Genomic DNA, 22865 nt, shown 5'->3' on the forward strand with positions numbered 1-22865 from the left:
AATGGAATTCGAGAAACTGTTACGGCTGATGGTAGAAAAGGGTGGTTCAGACCTGTTTATCACGGCAGGGGTGCCCCCCAGCATGAAGGTGAACGGTAAGGTGTTGCCCGTTACCAAGAATGCCCTGACGCCAGAACAGACGCGGGAGTTCGTCTACGGCGCGATGAACGACAAGCAGCGCGCCGAGTTCGAGGAAACCCACGAATGCAACTTTGCCATCAGTGCCCGGGGCATTGGCCGCTTCCGGGTTTCGGCCTTCTTCCAGCGCAACCTTTGCGGCATGGTGCTTCGCCGGATTGAGGTGAAAATCCCCCAGATTGACGATCTGTCGTTGCCGGAGATCATCAAGGATCTGGCCATGACCAAGCGTGGCCTGATCATGTTTGTGGGTGCAACCGGTACCGGTAAGTCCACCTCCCTGGCGGCCATGCTTGGCCATCGCAACCGTAACAGTCGCGGCCATATCATCTCCATCGAAGACCCGATCGAATTCGTGCATCAACACCAGGGCTGTATCGTGACCCAGCGGGAAGTGGGTATTGATACCGAAAGCTTTGAGGTGGCTCTGAAGAACACTCTGCGGCAGGCGCCGGATGTCATTCTGATTGGTGAGGTGCGGACACGCCAGACCATGGAATACTCGGTTCAGTTCGCCGAAACCGGCCACCTGTGTCTGGCCACCCTGCACGCCAACAACGCTAACCAGGCGCTGGACCGGATTATCCAGTTCTTTCCGCCGGAGCAGCACAACCAGATCTGGATGGATCTGTCTCTGAACCTGAAGGCCATCGTCGCCCAGCAACTGGTTCCCACGCCGGACGGCAAGGGGCGTAAGGCGGTTATCGAGGTATTGATCAACACCCCGCTGGTGGCAGACCTGATCCGCAAGGGCGAAGTGCACAAACTCAAAGAGCTGATGGCAAAATCGAACGAGTCTGGCATGCAGACCTTCGATCAGGCTCTGTACAAGCTGTATGCTGAGGGTTCCATCACCTACGAAGATGCCCTTGCGCACGCAGATTCCGCCAACGATCTGCGCCTGATGATCAAGCTGGGTGCTGACGCCCAGGGTGCAGACAAGCTGTCTTCCTCCGTCGACAAACTCACCATTCAGGACGACTGACGTCCTCGTCTGCCGCCCCCGTTCACCAGGGGCGGCATCTAATACCAAAGTTGTAATTGGTTAGCGGCGCGAACCAGTAGCTTTGGCATTTGAGGCAGTTGCCATGTGCTGCGTATACTCCGCGCGATTCTAAAAAAGGAGACACCATGCACAAGAATACCAACGCACTCGTAAAAGCGATCCGTTTGGCGACGCTGGCAGCCGTAGCAGCACCAGCCAGTGTTCTGGCCGGCGGTTTTTCCCTGAACGAGCAGAGCGCCAGCCAGATGGGCGTGGCCAATGCCGGCGCTGCCGCCAACCCCGAGAACGCCACCACGGTTCTGTTCAACCCGGCCGGTATGAGCCAGCTTTCCGGCACCAATATTTCGTTTGGTGCGGCGGTGTTGGATATTGATGCTGAGGCAAAGCGCGCTGAAGCGCGTCGCAATGTCCCCGGTGTTGAGGTTATGGCCGACGGCGAGCTCGGCGGCGATATTGCGGATCCTGCTGTCCTTCCAAACTTTTACATGACCCATGAGGTTAACGACAGCATCGACGTGGGCTTTGGTATTCATGCTCCTTATGGCCTGGCGGCAGACTATGAGGATGATTTCGTCGGACGGTTTTTTGCTGACAAGACCGAGCTGACCGCGATTGCTTTCACTCCGTCGCTCTCGGTGAACAACGGCAAAGGCCTTTCAATGGGCATTGGTCTCAACGTTATTTATGCCGAAGGACGTCTGACTCGTTCTCAGGACCTCGCCGGGCAAGTGTATCCGCAAGCTCTGCAAGCGGCGCTGGGTCAGGGCCTACCGATGGCTCAGGCTGACCAGTTCGCCCGCCAGACCGTGGCAGGGATGGACGATCCATATGCGGACATTGAAGGGGACGATATTGGTGTTACCTTCCGTGTGGGTTTTCTCTACGAACTCGATGACAGAACACAGTTTGGTCTGAGTGCCCAGACAGGCACAGAGCTCGAACTCAAAGGCGACGCGGAAATCAGCGGTGTGCCGGTTCCCGGGCAGCCCGGTGTGACGACAACGCTGAGCGAAAAGGTAGAGGTACCGCTGGCGATTCCGGAGGCCATTACGGTTGGTGCTCGCCATCGTCTGACCGATGACATTACGCTGCTGGCTGGTGCCACTTATGCACGGTGGAGTCGCTTCGAGGAGCTTGACATCGTCAGCCGTGAATCCGGTGGTGCGGTAACCAATGCACCCCAGGAAGGAGCTATCCTCAGCCACATCACCGAAGAGTGGAAGAACACCTGGCAGTTCAATGTGGGTGGCATCTGGCAGGCAACCCCGGAATGGGCACTGAAAGCTGGCTATGCCTGGGATGAGTCTCCGGTGGATGATTACCTGACCGCCAGGATTCCATCCAGTGATCGTCACTGGTTGACCCTGGGTGCGCAGTGGAAGGATGTCCAGAGCGGGTGGACTGTGGATGTTGCAGTAGGTACCTTGCTGTTCACGGACGATCCTTCGTTCACCGAGCGCAACTACCAGCACGCAAACCCGGATCAGGTCGCGAATCTGCCGGGAACCAATATCGAAGACCCGAGCTATTACAAGGCCAAGTATGAACTCAGCGCCTGGAGCGCCGCATTCGAAGTCAGCAAAGCCTTCTGATTCTCGAATAGCCCTCTGAGGCTGATTCCTTCCGGAATCAGCCCACCACCTGGCCCCGGTAGATCACCTTTTTCTGCCGGGGGCAGTCAGTTCCCGGCATTTCCGCCGCAGCTTTTTTGGCACCTTCCTCCGCTATGGGTTGTCCGCGGTACATCCGTGGCGCAATTTCCTCTTCGATATTGGCGGTATTCAGCTCCGGCACTCTCTGCTTAAGCGCTTCCCAGGTATGAACCAGATGCTTTGAACGGGTTTTACGGGCGTACTCGGCCAGGTGTTGCTCCAGGCCATCTTCGTTAAGGTGCAGTTTTACGCCGAATTCAGACTGGATAAGCCGGCGGCACTGATGCACGAGTTTCAGAAGACTGGGGTCGAACAGCCAGTTGCGTTCGCTGGTTGCGGAATTCATCGCTTGGACCTCGCATTGGTGTCACTGCATGGGGCGAAGGGCCCCGAGACATCGGAGGACAATGCAGAATTCGTGCCTCTGTGCCGATAGCCGTCTTTGCTGGTGTCTGCGAGAGTGTGAGCGGAGAGTCTGCCCTGTTTCTGTGCCCGGAGGCGGGATGTTGTTCAGAAACAGGGCGTTATCCGAAGTTGCGGAGTATTTAGTGAGCCTGGTCCCAGTTGTCACCCACACCGGCTTCCACCAGCAGTGGCACATCCAGGCTGGCGGCGGCGGACATGCGCTTGACCAGGCCATCTTTGACTTTGTCTACGGCTTCTTCGCGAACTTCGATGATCAGTTCGTCGTGGACCTGCATGGTCATGCAGGCATCGCTCGCGTGTTCGCTGCGCAGCCAGTTGTCTACCTCGATCATGGCCCGCTTGATGATATCGGCGGCCGTGCCCTGCATGGGCGCATTGATGGCGGTGCGCTCGGCAGCCTGCTGCAGCTGCTTGTTACGTGCGTTGATCTCCGGCAGGTACAGGCGGCGGCCGTAGAGCGTTTCCACGTAGCCGTCGTCATGGGCCTGTTTGCGGATGTTGTCCATGTATTTGAGTACGCCGGGGTAACGCTCGAAATACCGGTCGATGTATTCCTGGGCGGTTTTTCGGTCCACTTCCAGCTGGCGCGAAAGTCCGAATGCCGACATGCCGTAGATCAGCCCGAAGTTGATCGCCTTGGCACTCCGACGCTGGTCGCCGGTTACCTCATCCACCGCCACGCCGAAAACTTCGGCTGCGGTGGCCTTATGAATGTCTTCGCCGTGTTCGAACGCGGTCAGTAGGCCTCTATCGCCAGACAGGTGAGCCATGATGCGAAGCTCAATCTGGGAGTAGTCAGCGGCCAGCAGCTTGTAGCCTTTCGGGGCAATAAATGCCTGGCGTATGCGTCGGCCTTCCTGGGTCCGAATCGGAATGTTCTGCAGGTTGGGTTCCGATGAAGACAAACGTCCTGTCGCTGTCACTGCCTGATGATAGGACGTGTGCACTCGCCCGGTGCGGTGGTGGATAAGCTCGGGCAGGGTGTCAGTATAAGTGGACTTCAGCTTGCTCAGGCTGCGGTGCTCGACAATCAGCCGGGGCAGTTCGTGCTCGTGGGCCAGCTCCTGCAGAACCGGCTCGGCCGTCGATGGCGCGCCCTTTGGTGTCTTCTTGATGACCCGCAGGCCAAGTTTGTCGTAAAGGATGGCCTGCAATTGTTTGGTGGAGCCCAGGTTGAAAGCTTCGCCGGCAACCTCGTGCGCTTCCTTCTCCAGTTCAGCCATGCGCTCTGCAAGTTCCTGGCTGTGCTGGCGTAGCGTGCTGGCACTGATCAGGGTGCCCCGCTGTTCCATCCGGGACAGCACCGGCACCAGCGGCAGGTCGATTTCCCGGTAGACGGATTCCAGCTTGCCGGTGTCTTTCAGCCTCGGGGCGAGAGTCTGGTGCAGGCGCAGGGTGATGTCAGCGTCTTCGGCGGCATAGGGCCCCGCGCTTTCCAGATCGATTTGGTTGAACGTCAGTTGCTTGGCGCCTTTGCCCGCAATCGATTCGTAGGTGATGGTTTCTTCATCAAGATAGGTTCGGGCCAGGCTGTCCATGTCGTGGCGGGTGCCGACCGAATTCAGTACGTAGGACTCCACCATGGTGTCCTCGGCGATGCCCTCCAGCTGTATATCATGGTTGGCCAGCACGTTTTTGTCGTACTTGAGGTTCTGCCCGACCTTTTTGTGTTTCGGGTCTTCGAGCAACGGCTTCAGCTGTTCCAGCACAGAGTCGCGGTCCAGTTGCTCCGGCGCGCCCATATAATCATGGCCCAGTGGCACGTAAGCGGCCTTTCCCGGCTCAACAGCAAACGAAACGCCGACAATTTCGGCATCCATGTAGCGGAGGCTGGTGGTTTCGGTGTCGAAGGCGAACAGATCGGAATCTTTGAGTTTCTTCAGCCACTGGTCCAGGTCCGCCTGCTCGGTAATGACCTGATACTGCTTTTCCACCGAAGGTTTCGGCTGTGGTTGGCTGCTCTGGGAGCCTTCGTCTGATGAGGAGCCGTTTTCCAGTTCCGCGATCCACGTGCGGAATTCGTACTCTTTGAAGAGCTCCAACAGACTGGCGTCGTCCTGCTGGCGTTCCTGAAGATCCTCCAGCCCGAATTCGAGTTCCACATCGGTCCGGATGGTGGCCAGCTCCCGGCTCAGGGGCAGGGTGTCGGTTGCTTCCCTCAGGTATTCGCCGATTTTGCCTTTGATCTCGTCGGAATGCTCAATGAGGTTGTCGAGGTTGTCGTAGCTCTGTAGCCATTTGACGGCGGTTTTCGGGCCGCATTTGTTTACACCGGGAATGTTGTCGACTTTGTCACCCACCAGGGCGAGGTAATCGATGATCTGCTCCGGGGTAACACCAAACTTTTCAACGACCCCGTCCCGGTCCATGGCGGTTTCGGTCATGGTGTTGATGAGGGTAACGTGGTCGCTGACCAGTTGAGCCATGTCTTTATCGCCGGTAGACACGACCACATCGATGCCCTTGCTGGTGGCTTCATGGGCCAGGGTGCCGATGACATCGTCGGCCTCGACGCCGGGCACGATCAACAGTGGTAAGCCCATCGCCCTGACAATCTCGTGAATGGGTTCAATTTGTACCGCCAGATCATCCGGCATGGGGGGGCGATTGGCTTTGTATTCCTCATACATGTCGTGCCGGAAAGTCTTACCCTTGGCATCAAATACCACCACGGTTTTTGAGCCCGGAAAGTCCTGTTCAATCCGCCGCAACATGCTGATTACGCCTTTGATGGCGCCAGTCGGGTGATTCTTGCTGGTAGTCAGTGGCGGCAGGGCATGGTAGGCACGGAACAGGTAAGACGATCCGTCCACCAGAACCACGGGAGGGTTGGTTTGTTCAGTCATATCAAAACAGGTCCGGATTCTGATTGAAGCGTGGATTGGCTTGTGCAACTCTAGCCAGAAAGATGAACCAAAGGGTACCACGAAAATGAAACGATTCGCCTGTTCCGCCCTGCTGTGGGGCTGCTTCTCCGCGCCGTTGCTGGCCCAGGATGAAGGGGCTCTGGATGCCACCCCGGTGGTTACCCCTCAGGAACCTGTGGTTATTTCCGATTACCAGCCGCCGGAGGGTGGTGCGGAGATTGTTATTCGCCCCGGCGAGAAAGAAGTGTTTTATGAGTATCGGGTGAATGGCCAGCTAATGGAGATTAAAGTGGTGCCTGAAATTGGCCCGGAATACTACCTGGTGCCGGCCGACGGCGGTGGCTGGGTTCAGGATACCGAGTCCGACCTGCTTGTGCCCAGCTGGGTGATCTTCCGCTGGTAACCCGTCCTTCCGGTCAGATCAGGTTGACCTCAACCGGATCTGATCGCCTGCTTTCCAGGCCATCCACATCAATGGTTGTGATCGAGAACTCGTAGGCGCCGGGCTGCATCTCCGACAGGGTGTATCGGTTTTTGCTGCCATCGTTCAGCGGAATGACGCTGAAGCTCTCCTGATGTTTCAGTCGGTAATAGATGCGGTAACCGGCAATCTGACCAGGCGTCAGTGCTGAGCCGTCTTCACGGGTGAGCGGTGGATTCCAGACCAGGGTTTTCGGGATGTCGGCGCCAGGTGGCTGTGGCGTTTCCTGGTCGTCCGGCTGGCTTTGGCCGAGCGTGGCAAGCAGGTCGCCCTGCGCCTGTTTGAGGCGGCTGTCTGCCACCTCCGAAGCGCGTTTCGAATCCAGTTTACTGGCTCGCGTGTCTTCCTGGCAGCCGGCCAGAACTATGGCAAACAGGCAAAGGAGTGTGGCCGCGGTTCGTGACAGCGGACTGGGATAAAGCGTTCTCTTCATAACTACTCGCATACGGGGCGCTGCAGGTGCGCCTTCTGGTATTCGTTCGTATGGAGCCTGAATACAACCGGGAGACGGGCTTCGTTAAAACAGTGTGCGATTATGCCAGCGAGTATTCTGTGATCAAGTGAATAATCGGTAAAAACCCCTATCTGTGTTTAGTATGAACATTCTAATTTTTAGCCGTACTTTGGTAGGTGAAAGTTACCAAAGGCTCTGCAAAACGCGGTGCCGAAACGACTCGGAAAACAGGGAGAACCACCATGGGTAAACTGAAATCCTATCAGGAACAGCTGCAAGACATCGTTGAGAAAGGCATCAACGCGGCTGAAGAGCAGCAGAAGAAGCTGGCGTCCAAGCCGTTTGATTATGCAGAAAAGCTGGAAGCGGAAGCGCGTGAGTACAGCGTAAAGACCCTGCGCAAGCGTTACAACGGCTACTCCGAGAACCTGTTCGAGCAGCTGCGTTCGCTGAACTCCCGCTTTGGCAATTTCGCCGCTGAGCTGGTTGCGAAGCTGGAAAAAGAAGCTGCCGAAGGTGCGGACGCCGTTTCTGAAGCAGCCGACGATGTTTCAGAAGCCTCTCAGGATGCCAAGAAGTCCGTAACGGCCAAGAAGCCGGCTGCGCGCAAGACCACTGCCCGCAAGCCTGCGGCTAAGAAAGCTGCTGCCGCCACTGCTTGATTCGGCAAGTTGGTGAGTCATACGCAAAGGGCGCTCGGTGGAGCGCCCTTTGTCATTAGTGGAGCTTAGTTGTCTTCCGGCTCCAGGGGGAGTGTTCGTGTCTCCCCGGTGATTTCTTCCAGGCGCTTGATGTCTGATTCGTAGGCCTTTTTCATTTCGCTGATATCCTGACGCTGAGCGGAAATCTCCCGCTCGATATCACGAATCTGGGCTTCGAGCCTGCGGATTTTTTCCAGCGTCGTTTCCGGGATGTCCCGGCCGGCGCGCTCCATATCCGCCGCGCGGCTCTGCTCGCTGTCGAGCTGGCTGGAAATTACTGAAATGTTCCCGCGCTTCAGCTGGATAATGCCTTCCAGTTCGCGGATCTTGCGATGCATGGCGCGCACAGCCTGATCCGGATGGCTGAAGCGTTTCAGGAGCAGACGATCCTGCTCCTGCTGGATTTCCAGTTGCTTCTGGCGCTCTTTCTCAGCTTCCCTGGCGGCGATTTCTTCCGCGGTGGGGGCGGGGGCAACGGTTTCGACCACCCGGCCGTTGTTGCTCAGGATATCGTAACCACGTTTGGTCGCTTCCTGGGGAATGGTGTTGCTGATAACCAGCCGTCCGTTTTCATCCGTGTAACGGTACATGGTTGCCTGGGCACCGGCCGCAAACAGCAGTCCGAAGGCCGCAACGCCGGCAACAACAGGAGAAACGGTCAGATGGTGACGCATTCATCAGACTCCGTAGCGGTCCCGGTAGCTGGCCACGTTCTCCGCATGGCCGGCAAATTCCGGATTGGACTTCAGGTAGTCCAGTACCTGTTCAAGACGAATGATGCTGACAACGGGGATGCCGAACTCTTTCTCGACTTCCTGGATGGCGGACAGTTCACCGTTGCCCTTTTCCTGTCGGTCCAGGGCAATCAGCACCCCGGCCGGTTCTGCTCCGGCGGCCCGGATGATGTCGATAGATTCCCGGATGGCCGTGCCTGCGGTAATCACGTCGTCAACAATCAGTACCTTACCTTTTAGTGGGGCGCCAACAATATTGCCACCCTCACCATGATCTTTCTTTTCTTTGCGGTTAAAGGCAAAAGGTTTGCTGTTACCGTCTGTTGCAAGTGCCATGGCGGTTACCGTGGCCAACGGAATGCCCTTATAGGCAGGCCCGAAAATGATGTCATAATCCAGCCCGCTGCGTGCTATCGCAGCGGCATAGGCCTTGCTTAACTCAAGCAGGTCGTTTCCGGTGTTGAACAGTCCGGCATTGAAGAAGTAGGGGCTGGTGCGCCCGGATTTGAGTGTGAATTCTCCAAAACGCAGCACATTCCGCTGGATGGCAAATTCAATGAATTTTTGCTGATAGTCATGCATGGCAAGGCTTCTGGCGGGGTTTGATCTTTAATTAAAGCGTAAAAACGGTATCATACACACAAACCGAATCAGGGAACACGTATGCGGGTAGTATCAATCAGCGTCAATGGTCTTGAGCAGGCTGTTGAAAAGGGTTTTTTTGACTGGCTTGCCGAACAGGACGCTGATGTGGTCTGTGTGCAGGACCACCGCATGCGCGCCTACGAAATTGAAGACAGGAACCTGATTCCGGAAGGCTACGAGGCCTACTTCATTGATGGTGAACTGAATGAACACGGTGGTGTCGGCATCTACACCCGTCATTTCCCGAAGGCCATCATGTATGGCTTTGCCAATGAGCAGGCAGACCGGGAAGGCCGCTTTATCCAGGCCGACTTCGACAAGGTTTCCGTTGCCTGCGTGCTCGCGCCCTGTGCCCTCGGCCGCGAGGAAGAACTGATCGGTGAAGACGACCTGACAGTGCTCGATCACAAAGACGAGTTCATGGAAGCCTTTGGCATCCATATGCAGAAAACCCTGCGCAAACGTCGTCAGTTTATTCTATGCGCGAATCTGCAGACCGCTCACCATGTAACCGACGCCAGCCCGCTTTATCACAAGACCGATTTCTCCGGTTTCCTGCCCCATGAGCGTGCGTGGCTGGATCGTTTGTTTGATGAGATGGGCTGTATTGATGCGTTCCGCGAGATCAACAAGCAGAGCAATCAGTTCACCTGGTGGCCGGAGCAGACCGAAGGCTCCCGTAAGAAAGCGGGTATCCGGGTGGATTATCACCTGCTGACGCCGGGTATTCGCAAGACCATTCGCGATGGCTGGATTGATGACGAGACCCGGTTCTCTGACCATGCTCCGGTGATCATGGATTACGATATCGAGATCGGGTTCTGAGCCTGACTCTTAACCCGGGGGAGGTCGCCGTTGCGAAAAGCCTCCCCCAGAACCGCTACGAGCACATCCATGTGCGCTTCTCTCCGGCCATCCATGGCCTCCGAAATTCTGGGGGAGGCTTTCCGCAACGCCGCCCCAGACTTCTGATTTAGCCTTCCAGGGCTTCTTGCTGGATTTCAAACAACTGGTTAATCGCTTTTCTCGCCAGTCCAAGCATGGCATCCAGCTCCGTTTGCTCGAACGGTGCGCCTTCCGCAGTTCCCTGGATTTCAATGAAGCCGCCTTGATCGGTCATGATCACGTTCATGTCAGTTTCAGCTTCGGAGTCTTCCGGGTAGTCCAGATCGGCTACCGGGGTGCCCTTGTAGACACCGACAGATACTGCGGCCACCATCTGCTTGAGAGGTGATTTCTTCAGGCGTTTCTCTTTTACCAGGTGATTCAGCGCGTCTACCAGGGCCACGCAGCCACCGGTGATCGCAGCAGTGCGGGTGCCGCCGTCGGCCTGGATCACGTCACAGTCGATGGTGATGGTGTGTTCGCCCAGCGCTTCGAGGTCCACTGCGGCGCGCAGGCTGCGGCCGATCAGGCGCTGGATTTCCACGGTGCGGCCACCCTGTTTTCCACGGGCAGCTTCCCGGCCCATGCGGCTGCCGGTGGAGCGGGGCAGCATGCCGTACTCGGCGGTGATCCAGCCTTTGCCTTCGCCGCGCAGGAACGGTGGTACTTTGTTCTCGACAGAGGCAGTACAGATCACCTTGGTGTCGCCGAATTCCACCAGCACCGAGCCTTCGGCGTGGCGCGTGTAGTTCCGGGTGATGCGGACGTCTCTGGGTTGCTCAGGCGTTCTGCCGCTTGGTCGCATAGTGTGTCCTGTTTCTGAGTATGAATGTCCGGCTGGTGCCGGTCGGGCGTTTTGAAAGGGCAACGAGTATAGCACGTAGCAAGCGCCCGGCGGGGGAGGCTGCGTGCCCCTTTGGTCGGGTTCGCCGCTCCGGGTGTTTGCCTGTTAAACTCGATGTTCCTTTGACGAACACTGGAGTCACTATGATCCGCAGCATGACTGCTTTTGCCCGCAAGGACGCCCAGGGTGACTGGGGTACTCTTACTTGTGAGATTCGTACCGTGAATCACCGCTATCTGGAACCTTCGTTCCGATTGCCGGAGGCTTTTCGTGAGCTTGAGAACCGGTTTCGGGAGGAATTGCGCAAGCAGGGCTTGAAGCGGGGCAAGGTCGATATCTCCATGCGCTTGCAGTCGGCCGAGAGTGATGTCCAGGGCTTTGAAATCAGTGATGAGATGGCCCGGGCTGTGAATGAGGCGGCCAATCATATCAACCGTATGCTGGATAACCCGGCCCACATCAATGCGCTCGATATTCTGCGCTGGCCGGGGGTGATGTCTCTGCCCGAAAAAGACTACAGCGCGGCGAAGGAGGCAGCGGCAGATCTGTTTGCCGATACCGTGGCTGAGTTGACGAGTGTGCGCGAACGGGAAGGCGAGCGCTTGAGGCCGTTGTTCGAGGATCGTCTGGCCACCATGGGTAAGCTGGTGGCTGAGGTGCGTGAGAGAATGCCGCAACTGCTGGCCGCCCAGGAGCGGAATCTGAAAGACCGGTTCGAGAAGGCGAAAGTGGAGCTGGATCCGGAGCGTGTGGCCCAGGAAATGGTCATGCTGGCCCAGAAAAGTGATGTGGCGGAGGAGCTGGACCGGCTGGATGCCCACATCAGTGAGGTTACCGACACCCTGAAGAACGACGATGCTATCGGCCGGCGCCTGGATTTTCTGATGCAGGAGCTGAACCGCGAAGCCAACACCCTCAGCAGCAAAAGCATTGATGCGGCGGTTACCCGTATTGCGGTGGATCTCAAGGTGTTGATCGAGCAGATGAGGGAACAGGTACAGAATCTGGAGTGAGGTATAAGCCGGGGCGGTTGGTGCCTCCCCGGCGTTCGTGCGGTTTACTCCGCCGGCTTGATGGCGAGCAGGTCGGTCCGCAAATGCGTCAGCACCTTTTCGGCCGTGTTGCCGATGACCCGGGCGGTCAGGCCGGTTTTGCCAGTGGTGCCGATGACGACCATGTCGGCCTTGATCCGGTTGGCAACACTGGGAATGACCTTTTGAGCAGGGCCAGATTCGATGTGGACCTGTTCCGGCATCAGGTGCCAGGTGTTGCACAGGTGTTCAATCTGCGGTTTCAGGGCCGCTTCCTGTTTTCTGGCGTGGGCCAGAGGGTCGATGATGTCCAGGTCGGCCAGAACCACCGAGGTATGAAGTGCGTGCACCAGGTGCAGCTCTGTTTCCAGAGCCTTCGCCAGATGCCAGGCGCGATCAATGATGCGATTGTTCAGGGCTTTCTTCACGGGTTTGTCGGAGCTCAGGTCCACCGCCGCCAGGATTGGCCGAGCCTTGTTCCATTTGTTCTCCGCCACCAGCATCACCGGTGACGGGCACTCGCGAATCAGGTGCCAGTCGGTTGGGGTATACAGGAAGGTTTCTGAGCGATGGCCCGTCTTTACCACGACACCAACGTTCTCTTTCTGGCACTGGGCAATTACCCACAGGTGAATGTGCTTTTCCCAGACCGTTCGGGCATGGATCTTCAGATCATTGCAATCGGCCAGCGCCAGCATCTGTTCCAGCCATTTCTGGCGATGTTCCATGAGCGCCTGTCGGGCCCGTTGTTGTACCTCCGGATCGCCCGGCAGTGCATCCAGATATTCATGCACAAACGCCACGACCTCCACCGCTGCGCCCGTTGCCCGGGCCAGTGCCACGCCACGGGCGAGGGCGGTTTGGTCTTTATGGTGGTGATCCATGATGATCAGGAGTTTTTCCATGGCGGTATCCGTTTACTGTGGGTGTTTGCGGTCATACTAACAGCTGAGCCCGGGCCGGGATGCGGAGATAAGTCAAACCCCGTATAATTTGCCGCTTTCTGGCCATGCGTGTTGGCCGCAAACTGTTGTTCAGGAGTCTTCAAGCCATGAAGCAGGCCGGTGGGCAGGGTACCCTGTTTGTGATTTCCGCTCCTTCCGGCGCGGGCAAGACCAGCCTCGTGTCGGAAATGCTCCGTCAGGATTCCCAGTTGGGGGTGTCGGTATCCCACACCACTCGCCCGATGCGCGATGGAGAGCAGGATGGCGTGAACTATCACTTCATCAGCCGGGATGAGTTCGAGGCCATGATTGCCCGGGGTGATTTCCTGGAGCATGCGGATGTTTTCGGCAACTACTATGGCACCTCCCAGGTGTGGGTGCGGGAAACCCTCGCTACCGGGCAGGATGTGATCCTGGAGATTGACTGGCAGGGGGCGGAACAGGTGCGCCGGCTGATTCCGGAATGTGTGAGCATTTTCATTGTGCCGCCCTCGGCTGAAATCCTGCGCCAGCGGCTTGTTGGCCGTGGTACTGACGCACCGGAAGTCATTGAACGGCGGCTGTCGGAGGCGGAGGAAGAGTGCCGGCACGCGGTCGAGTTTGATTACCTGGTGGTCAACGATGACTTTGCGGTGGCTTTAGCTGATCTGCTGGCCATTGTCCGCAGTCAGCGGCTGAAAATGGCCACCCAGCAGGTTCGCCACGGTGAGTTGCTGCGGGACTTGTCCGCTCACGGGTGATGGTGGTTTTCACTGTATACAAATTGAGCCGGGGCCAGTAAACTACGCGGTCTGCTAAATCAGTGATTCTTTTTGTTCGGGGAAGATAATGGCACGAGTTACCGTTGAAGATTGTCTGGAAAACGTAGATAACCGATTCCAGCTGGTCATGCTGGCCACCAAACGCGCCCGCCAGATCGCCACCAAGGGTGCCGAGCCGATGGTTGCGGAAGAGAATGATAAGCCGACCGTTATTGCCCTGCGTGAGATTGCAGAAGGCAAGGTGACCCGCGATCTTCTGCTGGAAGAAGACGACGACTGAGTTCGTCCGGTCGCCGGCGATGCGTAAAAATACGTGCCGGTAACTGAGAAGCATTGAAATCTGCCTCCGCAGTTTTATAGTGTAACTATAGAACCTGCCAGGAAGGACAACGGAAGCCCGGATGCACGCATTCGGGCTTTTTTGTCCCCGGTACACTGAGAACGATGGAGGCGCGGTGGTCGCAGCAGAGGCAACGGTAGAAGAACTGGCCAGAGAACTCAGTTCCTACCTCGATACCAATCGCATCAATCAGGTGCGACGGGCTTACTATTACGCCGAACAGGCCCACGAAGGCCAGATGCGTAAAAGCGGCGACCGTTATATTACCCACCCCCTGGCTGTGGCCGGAATTCTTGCCGACCTCCGGCTCGACCATCAGAGCCTGATGGCAGCCATGCTTCACGATGTCATTGAGGATACCGGCATTCCAAAAGATGCGCTGGCGGAACAGTTCGGAGAGGATGTGGCCGAGCTGGTGGATGGTGTCTCCAAACTGACCCAGATTGAGTTCCGCTCCCGGGCGGAGGCCCAGGCGGAAAACTTCCAGAAGATGACCCTGGCCATGGCCAAGGATATCCGGGTGATTCTGGTGAAGCTGGCGGATCGCCTGCACAACATGCGCACCCTCGGCCCCATGCCGTACGAGAAGCGCCTGCGTATCGCCACTGAAACCCTCGATATCTATGCGCCCATTGCTAATCGCCTGGGCATGCATTCGATCTGTACCGAGCTTGAAGATCTGGGGTTTTCCTCGCTCTATCCCATGCGCGCCAAGTACATTTCCAAGGCGGTTGAGAAGCTTCGTGGCAGCCACCGGGAGATCATTGAAGACATCCGGGGAAAACTGCAGGAAAAGCTGGAGGAGCGTGGGCTTCCGGGCCGCATTCTGGGGCGGGAGAAACACCTGAACTCCATTTATAACAAGATGAAGTTCAAGCAGAAATCCTTCCATGAAATCATGGATGTGTATGCGTTCAGGATCATTACGGATACCGAGGATAACTGTTATCGCATACTTGGTGCCGTACACAGTCTCTACAAGCCACTGCCCGGGCGTTTCAAGGATTACATTGCCATGCCCAAGTCGAATGGCTATCAGTCCATTCACACCACCTTGTTCGGCATGCACGTGAACATCGAGATCCAGATCCGGACCGAGGAAATGGAGCACATTGCCAACAATGGTATTGCTGCCCACTGGATGTACAAAAACGAAGCCTCCGGCGTGACCACCATCAATCAATCCCGGGTAGATCGGTGGGTGAAGGGGCTCATGGAAATGCGCGAACGCGCGGATGATTCCATGGAGTTCATTGAACACGTCAAGGTCGATCTGTTCCCGGACGAGATCTATGTGTTTACGCCCAAGGGCCGGATCATGGAGCTGCCAAGCGGGGCCACCCCGGTGGACTTCGCCTATGCAATCCATACCGATATCGGCAATGCCTCTGTGGCGTGTCGGATCAATCGCAATCTGGCATCCCTGAGTCAACCGCTGCAAAGCGGGCAGACGGTGGAAATCATCACCGCGCCTGGCGCCCGCCCGAATCCTGCCTGGCTCAGCTTCGTGGTGACCGGCAAAGCCCGAAGCAGTATCCGGCATGTGCTCAAAACCCGTAAGCGGACCGAGTCCATGGAGCTGGGTCGCACCCTGCTCAAACGTTCGCTCAAGGGTTTTGGTGCCAAACTGTCGGATATCAGTGATGCCCAGAAACAGGCGGTGGTTAATCACAACCAGGTCAACAGCTTTGATGATCTGATCAGCGATATTGGTCTGGGTAACCGTATGGCCTATCTGGTGGCCCGTCAGTTGGTGTCCGGCAATGACGTGATGGAGGCGCCGGCCAACCTGGAAAATGCCCCGGACAGCAAGCAGGGTGCCGTCACCATACGCGGCACCGAAGGGCTCTTGGTACGCTTTGCCAATTGTTGCAAACCCATTCCCGGGGACCCGGTGGTTGGTGTGATGGACTCTGGCAACGGCATGGTAATTCATTCAGATACCTGTTCCCGCCTGCCGGAGGACGATGAAGGCCGTGCCCGGCTGACCCACCTGAAGTGGGCCAAGGACATTACCGATGAATTCTCGGTGGAGCTTCGGGTTGAACTGGAGCGCCAGCGCGGGGTGATTGCCGAAGTAGCGAACGCCGTTGCCATGGCAGACGGAAACATCGAGCGCATCAGTGTGGAAGACCAGAACGCGCGCTTCGGCATCGTCAGCCTCGTGGTGCATGTGAATGGCCGCAAGCATCTGGCGCGGGTGATGCGCAGGGTCCGGAACATTCGTGCAGTGACCCATATCGGCCGGGTTCGGCACTGAGACCTTTGCGTGGTTGACAGTGGCTACGCCCAAAGGTGACGATTGGCGTTTTGGAAAAGAGGAAATTGCAGGTCATGACCAACAAATCTGTTATCCAGACCGAAAACGCCCCTCAGGCGATTGGTACCTACTCTCAGGCTGTTAAAGCCGGGGACACCGTGTATCTGTCTGGCCAGATTCCGCTGGACCCGGAAACCATGGAAGTGGTGGCGGGCGACTTTGCCGCCAAGACCCGTCAGGTGTTCGAGAACCTGAAAGCCGTGTGTGAAGCGGCCGGTGGCGAGCTGAAGGACATCGTCAAACTGAATATCTACATGACGGACCTGGCCAACTTCGCCACTGTCAACGAGATCATGGCCACCTATTTCCAGGAGCCGTATCCGGCACGCGCCGCCGTCGGTGTAGCCGCGCTGCCGAAAGGCGTTCCGGTGGAAATGGAAGCCGTTATGGTGCTCAGCTAAGCGTCAGAGCTTGCTGATCATCTCCCGGTACCCCGCCCGATAGTCGGGGTACCGGAATTCAAAGCCACTCTGAAGCAGTTTTCGATTACTGCAGCGCTTGCTACCGGCCCGCCCGCCTTTACGGGCGCCTTCCACCGGGGCTTTGCACGGCACCTGAGTCCGCACCCAATCAACCACCTCATCCAGCCGAACCGGCTCGCAATCACTGGCGACGTAAAGTGGCTCCAGGTCCTCACCGTTCAGGGCTTTTTGCGCAAGCCATGCCACAGCGTTGGCGGCATCCACTTCGTGTATGCGATTGCTGAAAGGCGCGGGTGGTTGGGGATTCATGCGGCCTTCCAGGACTTCCTCAAGAAAACGCTGACGGCTGGGGCCATAAATGCCACTGAAGCGAACAACGGTGGCTGGATGCCCGCTGTTCAGGGCGGTACGTTCGCCCTGGAGGATTTGTTGACCAGTGAACCGGTCCGGATCGGCAGGGCTGTTCTCATCGACCCAGCTGTCATCATTCTGCGCAAAGACGCTGGTGCTGCTGATGAAGATCAGCCGTTTGAGGGATTGCTCACCGATGACGTTGAGCAGGTTCTTGAGACCAGTGACATAGGCTTGATGATAACCCTCTTCGTCGTAGCTGGATGGCGTCAGGCAATAGACGACGATGTCCAGGTGTTCCGGAAGCTTGCCGGCCATGGATTCCGTGCGGGTCAGATCTGCCCCGATCCCGGTCACTCCCTGAGGGACCCGATCCGGGTTGCGGCGCAGCCCGTATACGTCTCCGGCGCCCAGCAGAACCGTGGCAATGTCACCTCCGAGCTTGCCGCAGCCCGCCACCAGAATTTGTGCCTTTTGCTTGTCATCAGTCATTGCCATAGACAATTTCAATCCTTATCCTTTGGCTGATAAAGTAAGTGAAACTTCGACCTGAGTACGTCAACCGGAGCTCACCATGACCCTCACCGAGTTACGATACGTTGTTACGCTTGCCCGGGAAAGGCATTTTGGCCGTGCCGCAGAGCGCTGTCATGTCAGCCAGCCGACCCTCAGCGTTGCGGTTAAAAAGCTTGAGGATGAGCTCGGTATCCCCTTGTTCGAGCGCAGCAAAAGCAGTATTCGGGTGACCGAAGTTGGCCAGCGTATCATTGAGCAGGCCCAGCGGGTTCTGGACCAGGTGGGCGTGATCAAGGATATGGCGCAGGACGGCAAGAATCAGCTCAATTCGCCATTGAAGGTCGGCGCGATTTATACCATCGGACCCTACCTGTTCCCGCATTTATTACCGGAGCTGCGCAGAGCGGCGCCAGACATGCCCCTGTACATAGAAGAGAACTACACCGCCAGCCTGCGCCAGAAGCTGCGGCACTCAGAGTTGGATGCCATCATCATTGCCCTGCCGTTTGAAGAGCCGGAAGTAGTAACCCTGCCGCTTTACGATGAGCCGTTTGTGGTGCTGCTGCCAGCGGATCATCCGCTGACAGAGAAGGAGCAGGTGACGGCCGAAGAGATGGCGAAAGAGCAATTGTTGCTGCTCGGGCCCGGCCACTGTTTCCGGGATCAGGTGCTGGAGTCATGTCCGCCCCTGGTGGATGCCATCACCAAGCGGGCGGATAACGGCAGACCGGAGCTGGTGACCGAGGGCAGTTCGCTGGAAACCATCCGGCACATGGTGGCCTCCGGACTGGGAATCACGGTACTGCCGCTGTCGGCCGCCACTGCCATCAAATACCAGGAAGATATCCTTGCGGTGCGGCCTTTTGCGGCGCCGGTGCCTTTCCGAACCGTGGCGCTAGCCTGGCGTGTAACCTTCCCGCGGCCCAAAGCCATCGATGTACTGTCACTGGCGGCTAGCCAGTGCCGGGTGATAGAAAAAGCCAAAACCGACACACCGGCGGTTGCTGAAAGCGCCTGAGGGCCGTATGACGTCACTGGAGGACATCCCGGTAACCCAGCTCAAGGGCGTAGGAAGCGCCCTGGCGGAAATACTTGCCAGGCTGGGCATCCACTCCATTCAGGATCTCCTGTTCCATCTTCCCTACCGTTATGAAGACCGCACTCGCGTAGTGCCCATGGGCAGCCTGCGTATCGGCGATATTGCTGTGGTGGAAGGTGAGGTCATGAAGGCCGACCTGGTGATGGGCCGCCGGCGCAGCCTGCAGGTGACGTTGCGGGATGACACCGGGTTTCTGGTGATGCGGTTTTTTCACTTCAATGCCGCCCAGAAAAACCAGCTAGCTGAAGGCACACGAGTGCGCTGTTTCGGCGAGGTGCGCCCAGGCCGGGCCGGCTACGAATTCTACCATCCGGAATACCAGACCAATCCTCCTGCCATGCCGCCGGCCGAACAGGCGACGCTCACGCCGGTGTATCCTCTGACCGAGGGCATTCAACAGCCCAGGGTCAGGGGGCTCTGTCAGCAGGCCCTGAGCTATCTGGATCGCTACCCCATCAAGGACTGGCTGCCCCCGGCACTGCTGGCGGACTACCAGTTGCCCGGCATAACCGAGGCTGTTCGCCTGGTGCATTTGCCTCCGGCCGGTGCCCCGGTGCATCTACTGATAGAGGGAAAGCACCCGGCTCAGCAGCGGCTGGTGATGGAGGAGTTGCTGGCGCATCAGCTTAGCCTGTTGCAGGTCCGGGAGCAGATACAGGCCCGGGAGGCCTTGCCGCTGCTACCAGCGGGAGACCGGGCAGAGCGATTTCTGGAGCAACTGCCGTTCAGTCTGACCGGTGCCCAGCGCCATGTGATGGCCGATATCCGGCAGGATCTGAGCCAGCCGGTGCCGATGCTGCGCCTGGTTCAGGGTGATGTCGGCTCGGGTAAAACCGTGGTTGCTGCCTTATCTGCTCTGCAAACCATCGAAGCCGGCGCCCAGGTTGCCTTGATGGCACCTACCGAGATTCTGGCGGAGCAACACTATCAGAACTTCCGAAATTGGCTGGAGCCATTGGGTGTGGAGTTAGCCTGGTTGTCGGGGAAGGTGAAAGGCAAAGCCCGACAGGCAGCGTTGAGTGCGGTCGCCGAGGGTCGTGCGCAGATTGCCATTGGTACCCATGCCCTGTTTCAGGATGACGTGGTATTCCAGCGCCTGGCGCTGGTGATTGTCGACGAACAGCACCGGTTTGGCGTGCACCAGCGGCTGGCCCTGAGAGAGAAAGGGGTTGGCGGAACGCTGGCACCGCACCAGTTGATCATGACGGCGACGCCCATACCGAGAACCCTGGCCATGAGCGCCTATGCCGACCTCGATACCTCCGTGATTGATGAGCTGCCGCCGGGGCGCAAGCCCATCGAAACGATTGTGCTGCCGGAGAGCCGCCGGGACGACATCATTGAGCGGGTACGCAAGGCCTGCAGGGAAGGTCGGCAGGCCTATTGGGTCTGCACTCTGATTGAGGAATCCGAGGCGCTTCAGTGCCAGGCGGCGGAAGTGACCGCCCAGGAGTTGGTTGAGCGGTTGCCGGATCTGGCCATTGGCCTTGTTCATGGCCGCCTGAAAGCCCAGGAAAAAGCCGCGGTAATGGAGCGCTTCAAAAACGGCGAACTGGATTTGCTGGTGGCCACCACGGTGATCGAGGTCGGCGTGGACGTGCCCAATGCCTCTCTGATTATTATCGAGAACCCGGAGCGGCTCGGGCTGGCGCAGTTGCATCAGTTGCGGGGCCGGGTTGGCCGCGGTGAGCAAGCCAGTTTCTGCGTGCTGATGTATCACCCGCCCCTGTCCAATAATGGCAAGGCCAGGTTACAGGCGCTGCGGGACAGTCAGGATGGCTTCTTTATCGCCGAAAAGGATCTTGAGATTCGGGGGCCTGGAGAAGTGCTGGGTACTCGCCAGACTGGCTTGATGCAGTTTCGCCTGGCCGATTTTGAACGCGACAAGGGTTGGATTGCCCCCATTCGTGACATGGCGCCGAGCCTGATGAAGGAGCCTCGGGTAGTCTCAGCACTTATCAGACGGTGGCTGGGTGAGAAAATTCGTTATGGCGACGTATAGTGTTGGTCATGAATTTCATAACGCCTGTGCTCGTGGCCGATATTGGCCTGTTAATGTCGCGTTAATGACTGCAAAATGCATGAAAACTGATTGATAACCTTTGTCCGGAGAATGCTATGGAACTTCCTGTTGTGGTACAGCAGGCACTTGGTGATAACGCCCCCGGTGTATCGTTCCGGAGCGTAAGCCAGATTGATACCGGCCATTTGCTCCGAATGGTACTGCTCAGCGACGATCAAGGTAATCTGCAGGCCATCTGCCGTCGCAACGATATGCTCGATCTGGAAGCCCTGAACAAGCGTCTGGGGCGGGATCTGAGAATGATGCAGCGGCGCGAGCAGGTTCGGGTCCGCCAGAAAGCCGGGCTTCAGGAGTTGCCGGCGCTGCCATCACTCACCGGTTGGCCGACCGTAGTTGACCGGCGTGTGGATGAACTCGAGGCGGTCGCGCTGGAGTTGGGGGAACAGGACCTGGGCCTGATGATGCCGGGCGAAGATTTCCGCCAGTTGACGGCAAAGGCCGCCCGACACGATTTTGCGGTGGATACCGCGAATATATCCGTCAATCTTGACAATCACGCCGCCGACCGTGACCAGCTGCATTCCGCCATCAAAAAGTTCACCGGCTTGCGTATTCAGCAGCGACTGGAGGATACACTGGAGCTGCCGCCCTTGCCTGAGACTGCTCAGCGCATCATTCATCTGCGGGTAAACCCTAATGCGGTAATGGGGGACCTGGTGGATGTGGTGGAGAGCGATCCGAGCCTGGCAGCCCAGGTCGTGAGTTGGGCGTCATCATCGTTCTACGCCGCTGCAGGGCAGGTGCGTTCCGTCCACGATGCGGTGTCCCGGGTACTGGGTTTTGATCTTGTGATGAACCTGGCCATGGGCCTGGCGCTGGGGCGTGCCCTGAAGCACCCGAAGGATCATCCGGACGGTTATGTGGATTACTGGCAGCAGGCCATCTGGCAGGCTCAGTCTGCGGGCATTCTCGCGAGCATGATGCCTCGAGGGCAGCGACCTCTGTTTGGCCTCGCCTACCTGGCTGGTTTGCTCCATAACTTCGGGCATCTGGTACTGGCTCAGGTGTTCCCGCCGCATTTCAGGCTGGTCTGCCGGTCGCTGGAGGTTAACCCGCACATTGATTCCAGTGTCATTGAGCATTACCTGCTGGGGATCACCCGGGAGCAGATTGCCGCGCAGTTGATGGAAAACTGGGGTATGCCGGACGAGGTGACACTGGCCATTCGTTACCAGAAGAATCCTTCCTATGACGGTCCCCAAAGTGTTTATGTTCGTTTATTGTGGCTGGGACGGCAGTTACTGACGGAACGTGGTGTTGCCTTGGGCGCGGGTGAGCCGGCAACACAGGCTGTTTATGATGAGCTGGGACTGGACAGGGAAATGGTTCAGGAACAGTTTGATGAGCTGGTGCGCCGAAAAGACAGCATTATGGCCATGGCCGGGATGATGAGCCAGGGCGCATAAAAAAGGGCCGGCCATTGAGGCCGGCAAGTTCACCCGCTTGTTGCAGAGTCGTCCAAACTTGTCAGGAGAAAACAACGGGGAGGCTGATCCAGTGTGGTGGGAGCGGCCTCCTGTTTTTAAATTTAGACAAGCTCCGGGAAAAGGAAAGGCGACTGCATGCAGATTACATAAATGAGCATGGTGTCAGTTTTCCTTGAGGCTTAAAGCTATTGATTTGCTTTGACATATTTTTGAGGCGGGCGTCCGGTCAGTAACAAAAAGTTACAAAACCCTGGCGTCAGTCAAAACGATGATGCCGGATTGCGGTAGCGGCCCGACGGATTGCATCGGAATACTCCCTTTCCACCGCAAACCGTTCTTTGTCCATTTCCCGGATGGTCGCGGAGTCGGTATTCTTCCTCGCCCGATGGGTGGGCATATGCTGAATCTTGTCGTGCACCGTCTGGAACACCTGAAAGGGTGGTTTTTCCAGCAGTTCCGGGGCCAGGTAATCCAGCAGACCCTTGAATCTCAGACAGGCCTCGGAATACTCAACCTGGTCTTCCTCTACCGCCATGGCGATAATCCGGATACTTTCAATCATTTCGTCCCGGCGCCGGGCCTGAAACTCCTCGGTTTTCTTCTGGCGCAGCCGCTGTTCGGACAGCAGCCTGGATTGGCGCCAGATATAAACCAGTAACACACCGATAATAACCAGCCCGATGGCAATAAAGACCAATTGCAGCCCTCTGGGCATGGTTACACTCCTGTTTGTTCAAG

Annotated in this window: 22 protein-coding genes; 13 read left to right on the forward strand and 9 right to left on the reverse strand. The window is 57.5% G+C overall.

The features are described 5' to 3' along the window. Position 1 precedes the first annotated feature (1 nt). Together C7436_RS14660 and C7436_RS14665 are read left to right on the forward strand one after the other, a co-directional pair. Positions 2 to 1123: a PilT/PilU family type 4a pilus ATPase gene (locus C7436_RS14660; protein WP_011784083.1), complete on the forward strand. Its 1122-nt coding sequence runs from the start codon at positions 2 to 4 to the stop codon at positions 1121 to 1123. A 146-nt stretch (positions 1124 to 1269) separates the two neighbouring features. After that, positions 1270 to 2736, forward strand: a complete 1467-nt coding sequence (locus tag C7436_RS14665) for an OmpP1/FadL family transporter (protein ID WP_181861288.1) — start codon at positions 1270 to 1272, stop codon at positions 2734 to 2736. Positions 2737 to 2773: 37 nt separating this feature from the next. Here the strand turns inward: C7436_RS14665 and C7436_RS14670 are convergent, their stop codons facing one another. Both C7436_RS14670 and polA read right to left on the reverse strand, forming a co-directional pair. Beyond that, positions 2774 to 3142, reverse strand: coding sequence for a hypothetical protein (locus C7436_RS14670; RefSeq protein ID WP_011784085.1), 369 nt, complete (start codon positions 3140 to 3142; stop codon positions 2774 to 2776). A gap of 199 nt (positions 3143 to 3341) precedes the next feature. Next, the gene (polA, locus tag C7436_RS14675; RefSeq protein ID WP_121208270.1) at positions 3342 to 6068 is read right to left on the reverse strand and encodes a DNA polymerase I; all 2727 of its coding nucleotides are present in this window, start codon (positions 6066 to 6068) and stop codon (positions 3342 to 3344) included. 85 nt (positions 6069 to 6153) lie between these two features. Here polA and C7436_RS14680 point away from each other — a divergent pair, with 85 nt between their 5' ends. Next, complete coding sequence (locus C7436_RS14680) at positions 6154 to 6492, forward strand: DUF2782 domain-containing protein (RefSeq protein ID WP_011784087.1); 339 nt, start codon at positions 6154 to 6156, stop codon at positions 6490 to 6492. Between the two features lie 13 nt (positions 6493 to 6505). On the opposite strand, the gene C7436_RS14685 is transcribed toward C7436_RS14680, so the two are convergent. Continuing rightward, positions 6506 to 7003 carry a fibronectin type III domain-containing protein gene (locus tag C7436_RS14685; protein ID WP_223268869.1) on the reverse strand — a complete coding sequence of 166 codons (498 nt, stop codon included), beginning with the start codon at positions 7001 to 7003 and terminating at the stop codon, positions 6506 to 6508. Positions 7004 to 7266: 263 nt separating this feature from the next. On the opposite strand from C7436_RS14685, the gene C7436_RS14690 reads away from it, so the two are divergent. Beyond that, positions 7267 to 7686, forward strand: coding sequence for a hypothetical protein (locus tag C7436_RS14690; protein WP_121208272.1), 420 nt, complete (start codon positions 7267 to 7269; stop codon positions 7684 to 7686). Between the two features lie 65 nt (positions 7687 to 7751). Here C7436_RS14690 and C7436_RS14695 read toward each other — a convergent pair whose 3' ends face one another. Both C7436_RS14695 and pyrE read right to left on the reverse strand, forming a co-directional pair. Next, positions 7752 to 8399 carry a DUF4124 domain-containing protein gene (locus tag C7436_RS14695; protein WP_121208273.1) on the reverse strand — a complete coding sequence of 216 codons (648 nt, stop codon included), beginning with the start codon at positions 8397 to 8399 and terminating at the stop codon, positions 7752 to 7754. Positions 8400 to 8402: 3 nt separating this feature from the next. Further along, entirely contained in the window at positions 8403 to 9041 is a 639-nt protein-coding gene (pyrE, locus tag C7436_RS14700) for an orotate phosphoribosyltransferase (RefSeq protein WP_121208274.1), read from the reverse strand. A gap of 81 nt (positions 9042 to 9122) precedes the next feature. Between pyrE and C7436_RS14705 the strand changes: the two genes are divergently transcribed. Beyond that, the gene (locus C7436_RS14705; protein ID WP_011784092.1) at positions 9123 to 9929 is read left to right on the forward strand and encodes an exodeoxyribonuclease III; all 807 of its coding nucleotides are present in this window, start codon (positions 9123 to 9125) and stop codon (positions 9927 to 9929) included. Positions 9930 to 10077: 148 nt separating this feature from the next. Here C7436_RS14705 and rph read toward each other — a convergent pair whose 3' ends face one another. Further along, the gene (gene rph, locus C7436_RS14710) at positions 10078 to 10794 is read right to left on the reverse strand and encodes a ribonuclease PH (RefSeq protein WP_121208275.1); all 717 of its coding nucleotides are present in this window, start codon (positions 10792 to 10794) and stop codon (positions 10078 to 10080) included. Between the two features lie 182 nt (positions 10795 to 10976). Here rph and C7436_RS14715 point away from each other — a divergent pair, with 182 nt between their 5' ends. Next, positions 10977 to 11846 (forward strand): YicC/YloC family endoribonuclease, encoded by an 870-nt coding sequence (locus tag C7436_RS14715; protein WP_121208276.1) that lies wholly within the window; start codon positions 10977 to 10979, stop codon positions 11844 to 11846. A gap of 44 nt (positions 11847 to 11890) precedes the next feature. Here C7436_RS14715 and C7436_RS14720 read toward each other — a convergent pair whose 3' ends face one another. Further along, positions 11891 to 12769, reverse strand: coding sequence for a universal stress protein (locus C7436_RS14720; protein WP_121208277.1), 879 nt, complete (start codon positions 12767 to 12769; stop codon positions 11891 to 11893). Positions 12770 to 12915: 146 nt separating this feature from the next. Between C7436_RS14720 and gmk the strand changes: the two genes are divergently transcribed. The 4 genes from gmk (at position 12916) to C7436_RS14740 (ending at position 16630) form a co-directional block, all read left to right on the forward strand. Continuing rightward, a complete protein-coding gene (gene gmk / locus C7436_RS14725) occupies positions 12916 to 13548 on the forward strand; it encodes a guanylate kinase (RefSeq protein WP_121208278.1) in 633 nt (210 codons plus the stop codon). 88 nt (positions 13549 to 13636) lie between these two features. Next, positions 13637 to 13849 (forward strand): DNA-directed RNA polymerase subunit omega, encoded by a 213-nt coding sequence (gene rpoZ / locus C7436_RS14730; protein ID WP_011784168.1) that lies wholly within the window; start codon positions 13637 to 13639, stop codon positions 13847 to 13849. 121 nt (positions 13850 to 13970) lie between these two features. Further along, on the forward strand, positions 13971 to 16169 hold the full coding sequence (locus C7436_RS14735) for a RelA/SpoT family protein (RefSeq protein WP_121208279.1): 2199 nt from the start codon (positions 13971 to 13973) through the stop codon (positions 16167 to 16169). 74 nt (positions 16170 to 16243) lie between these two features. Continuing rightward, on the forward strand, positions 16244 to 16630 hold the full coding sequence (locus C7436_RS14740) for a RidA family protein (protein WP_011784170.1): 387 nt from the start codon (positions 16244 to 16246) through the stop codon (positions 16628 to 16630). Between the two features lie 3 nt (positions 16631 to 16633). Here C7436_RS14740 and C7436_RS14745 read toward each other — a convergent pair whose 3' ends face one another. Beyond that, positions 16634 to 17500, reverse strand: coding sequence for an NAD-dependent epimerase/dehydratase family protein (locus C7436_RS14745; protein ID WP_121208280.1), 867 nt, complete (start codon positions 17498 to 17500; stop codon positions 16634 to 16636). Positions 17501 to 17576: 76 nt separating this feature from the next. Between C7436_RS14745 and C7436_RS14750 the strand changes: the two genes are divergently transcribed. The 3 genes from C7436_RS14750 (at position 17577) to C7436_RS14760 (ending at position 22106) form a co-directional block, all read left to right on the forward strand. After that, positions 17577 to 18536, forward strand: a complete 960-nt coding sequence (locus tag C7436_RS14750) for a hydrogen peroxide-inducible genes activator (RefSeq protein ID WP_011784172.1) — start codon at positions 17577 to 17579, stop codon at positions 18534 to 18536. Between the two features lie 7 nt (positions 18537 to 18543). Continuing rightward, positions 18544 to 20619, forward strand: a complete 2076-nt coding sequence (recG, locus tag C7436_RS14755; RefSeq protein ID WP_121208281.1) for an ATP-dependent DNA helicase RecG — start codon at positions 18544 to 18546, stop codon at positions 20617 to 20619. A gap of 116 nt (positions 20620 to 20735) precedes the next feature. Further along, complete coding sequence (locus tag C7436_RS14760) at positions 20736 to 22106, forward strand: aminoacyl-tRNA deacylase and HDOD domain-containing protein (protein ID WP_121208282.1); 1371 nt, start codon at positions 20736 to 20738, stop codon at positions 22104 to 22106. Between the two features lie 277 nt (positions 22107 to 22383). Here the strand turns inward: C7436_RS14760 and C7436_RS14765 are convergent, their stop codons facing one another. Then, the gene (locus tag C7436_RS14765) at positions 22384 to 22842 is read right to left on the reverse strand and encodes a DUF2489 domain-containing protein (RefSeq protein ID WP_121208283.1); all 459 of its coding nucleotides are present in this window, start codon (positions 22840 to 22842) and stop codon (positions 22384 to 22386) included. Positions 22843 to 22865: the final 23 nt, after the last annotated feature.

Source organism: Marinobacter nauticus, from assembly GCF_003634635.1.
GTDB lineage: Bacteria > Pseudomonadota > Gammaproteobacteria > Pseudomonadales > Oleiphilaceae > Marinobacter > Marinobacter nauticus.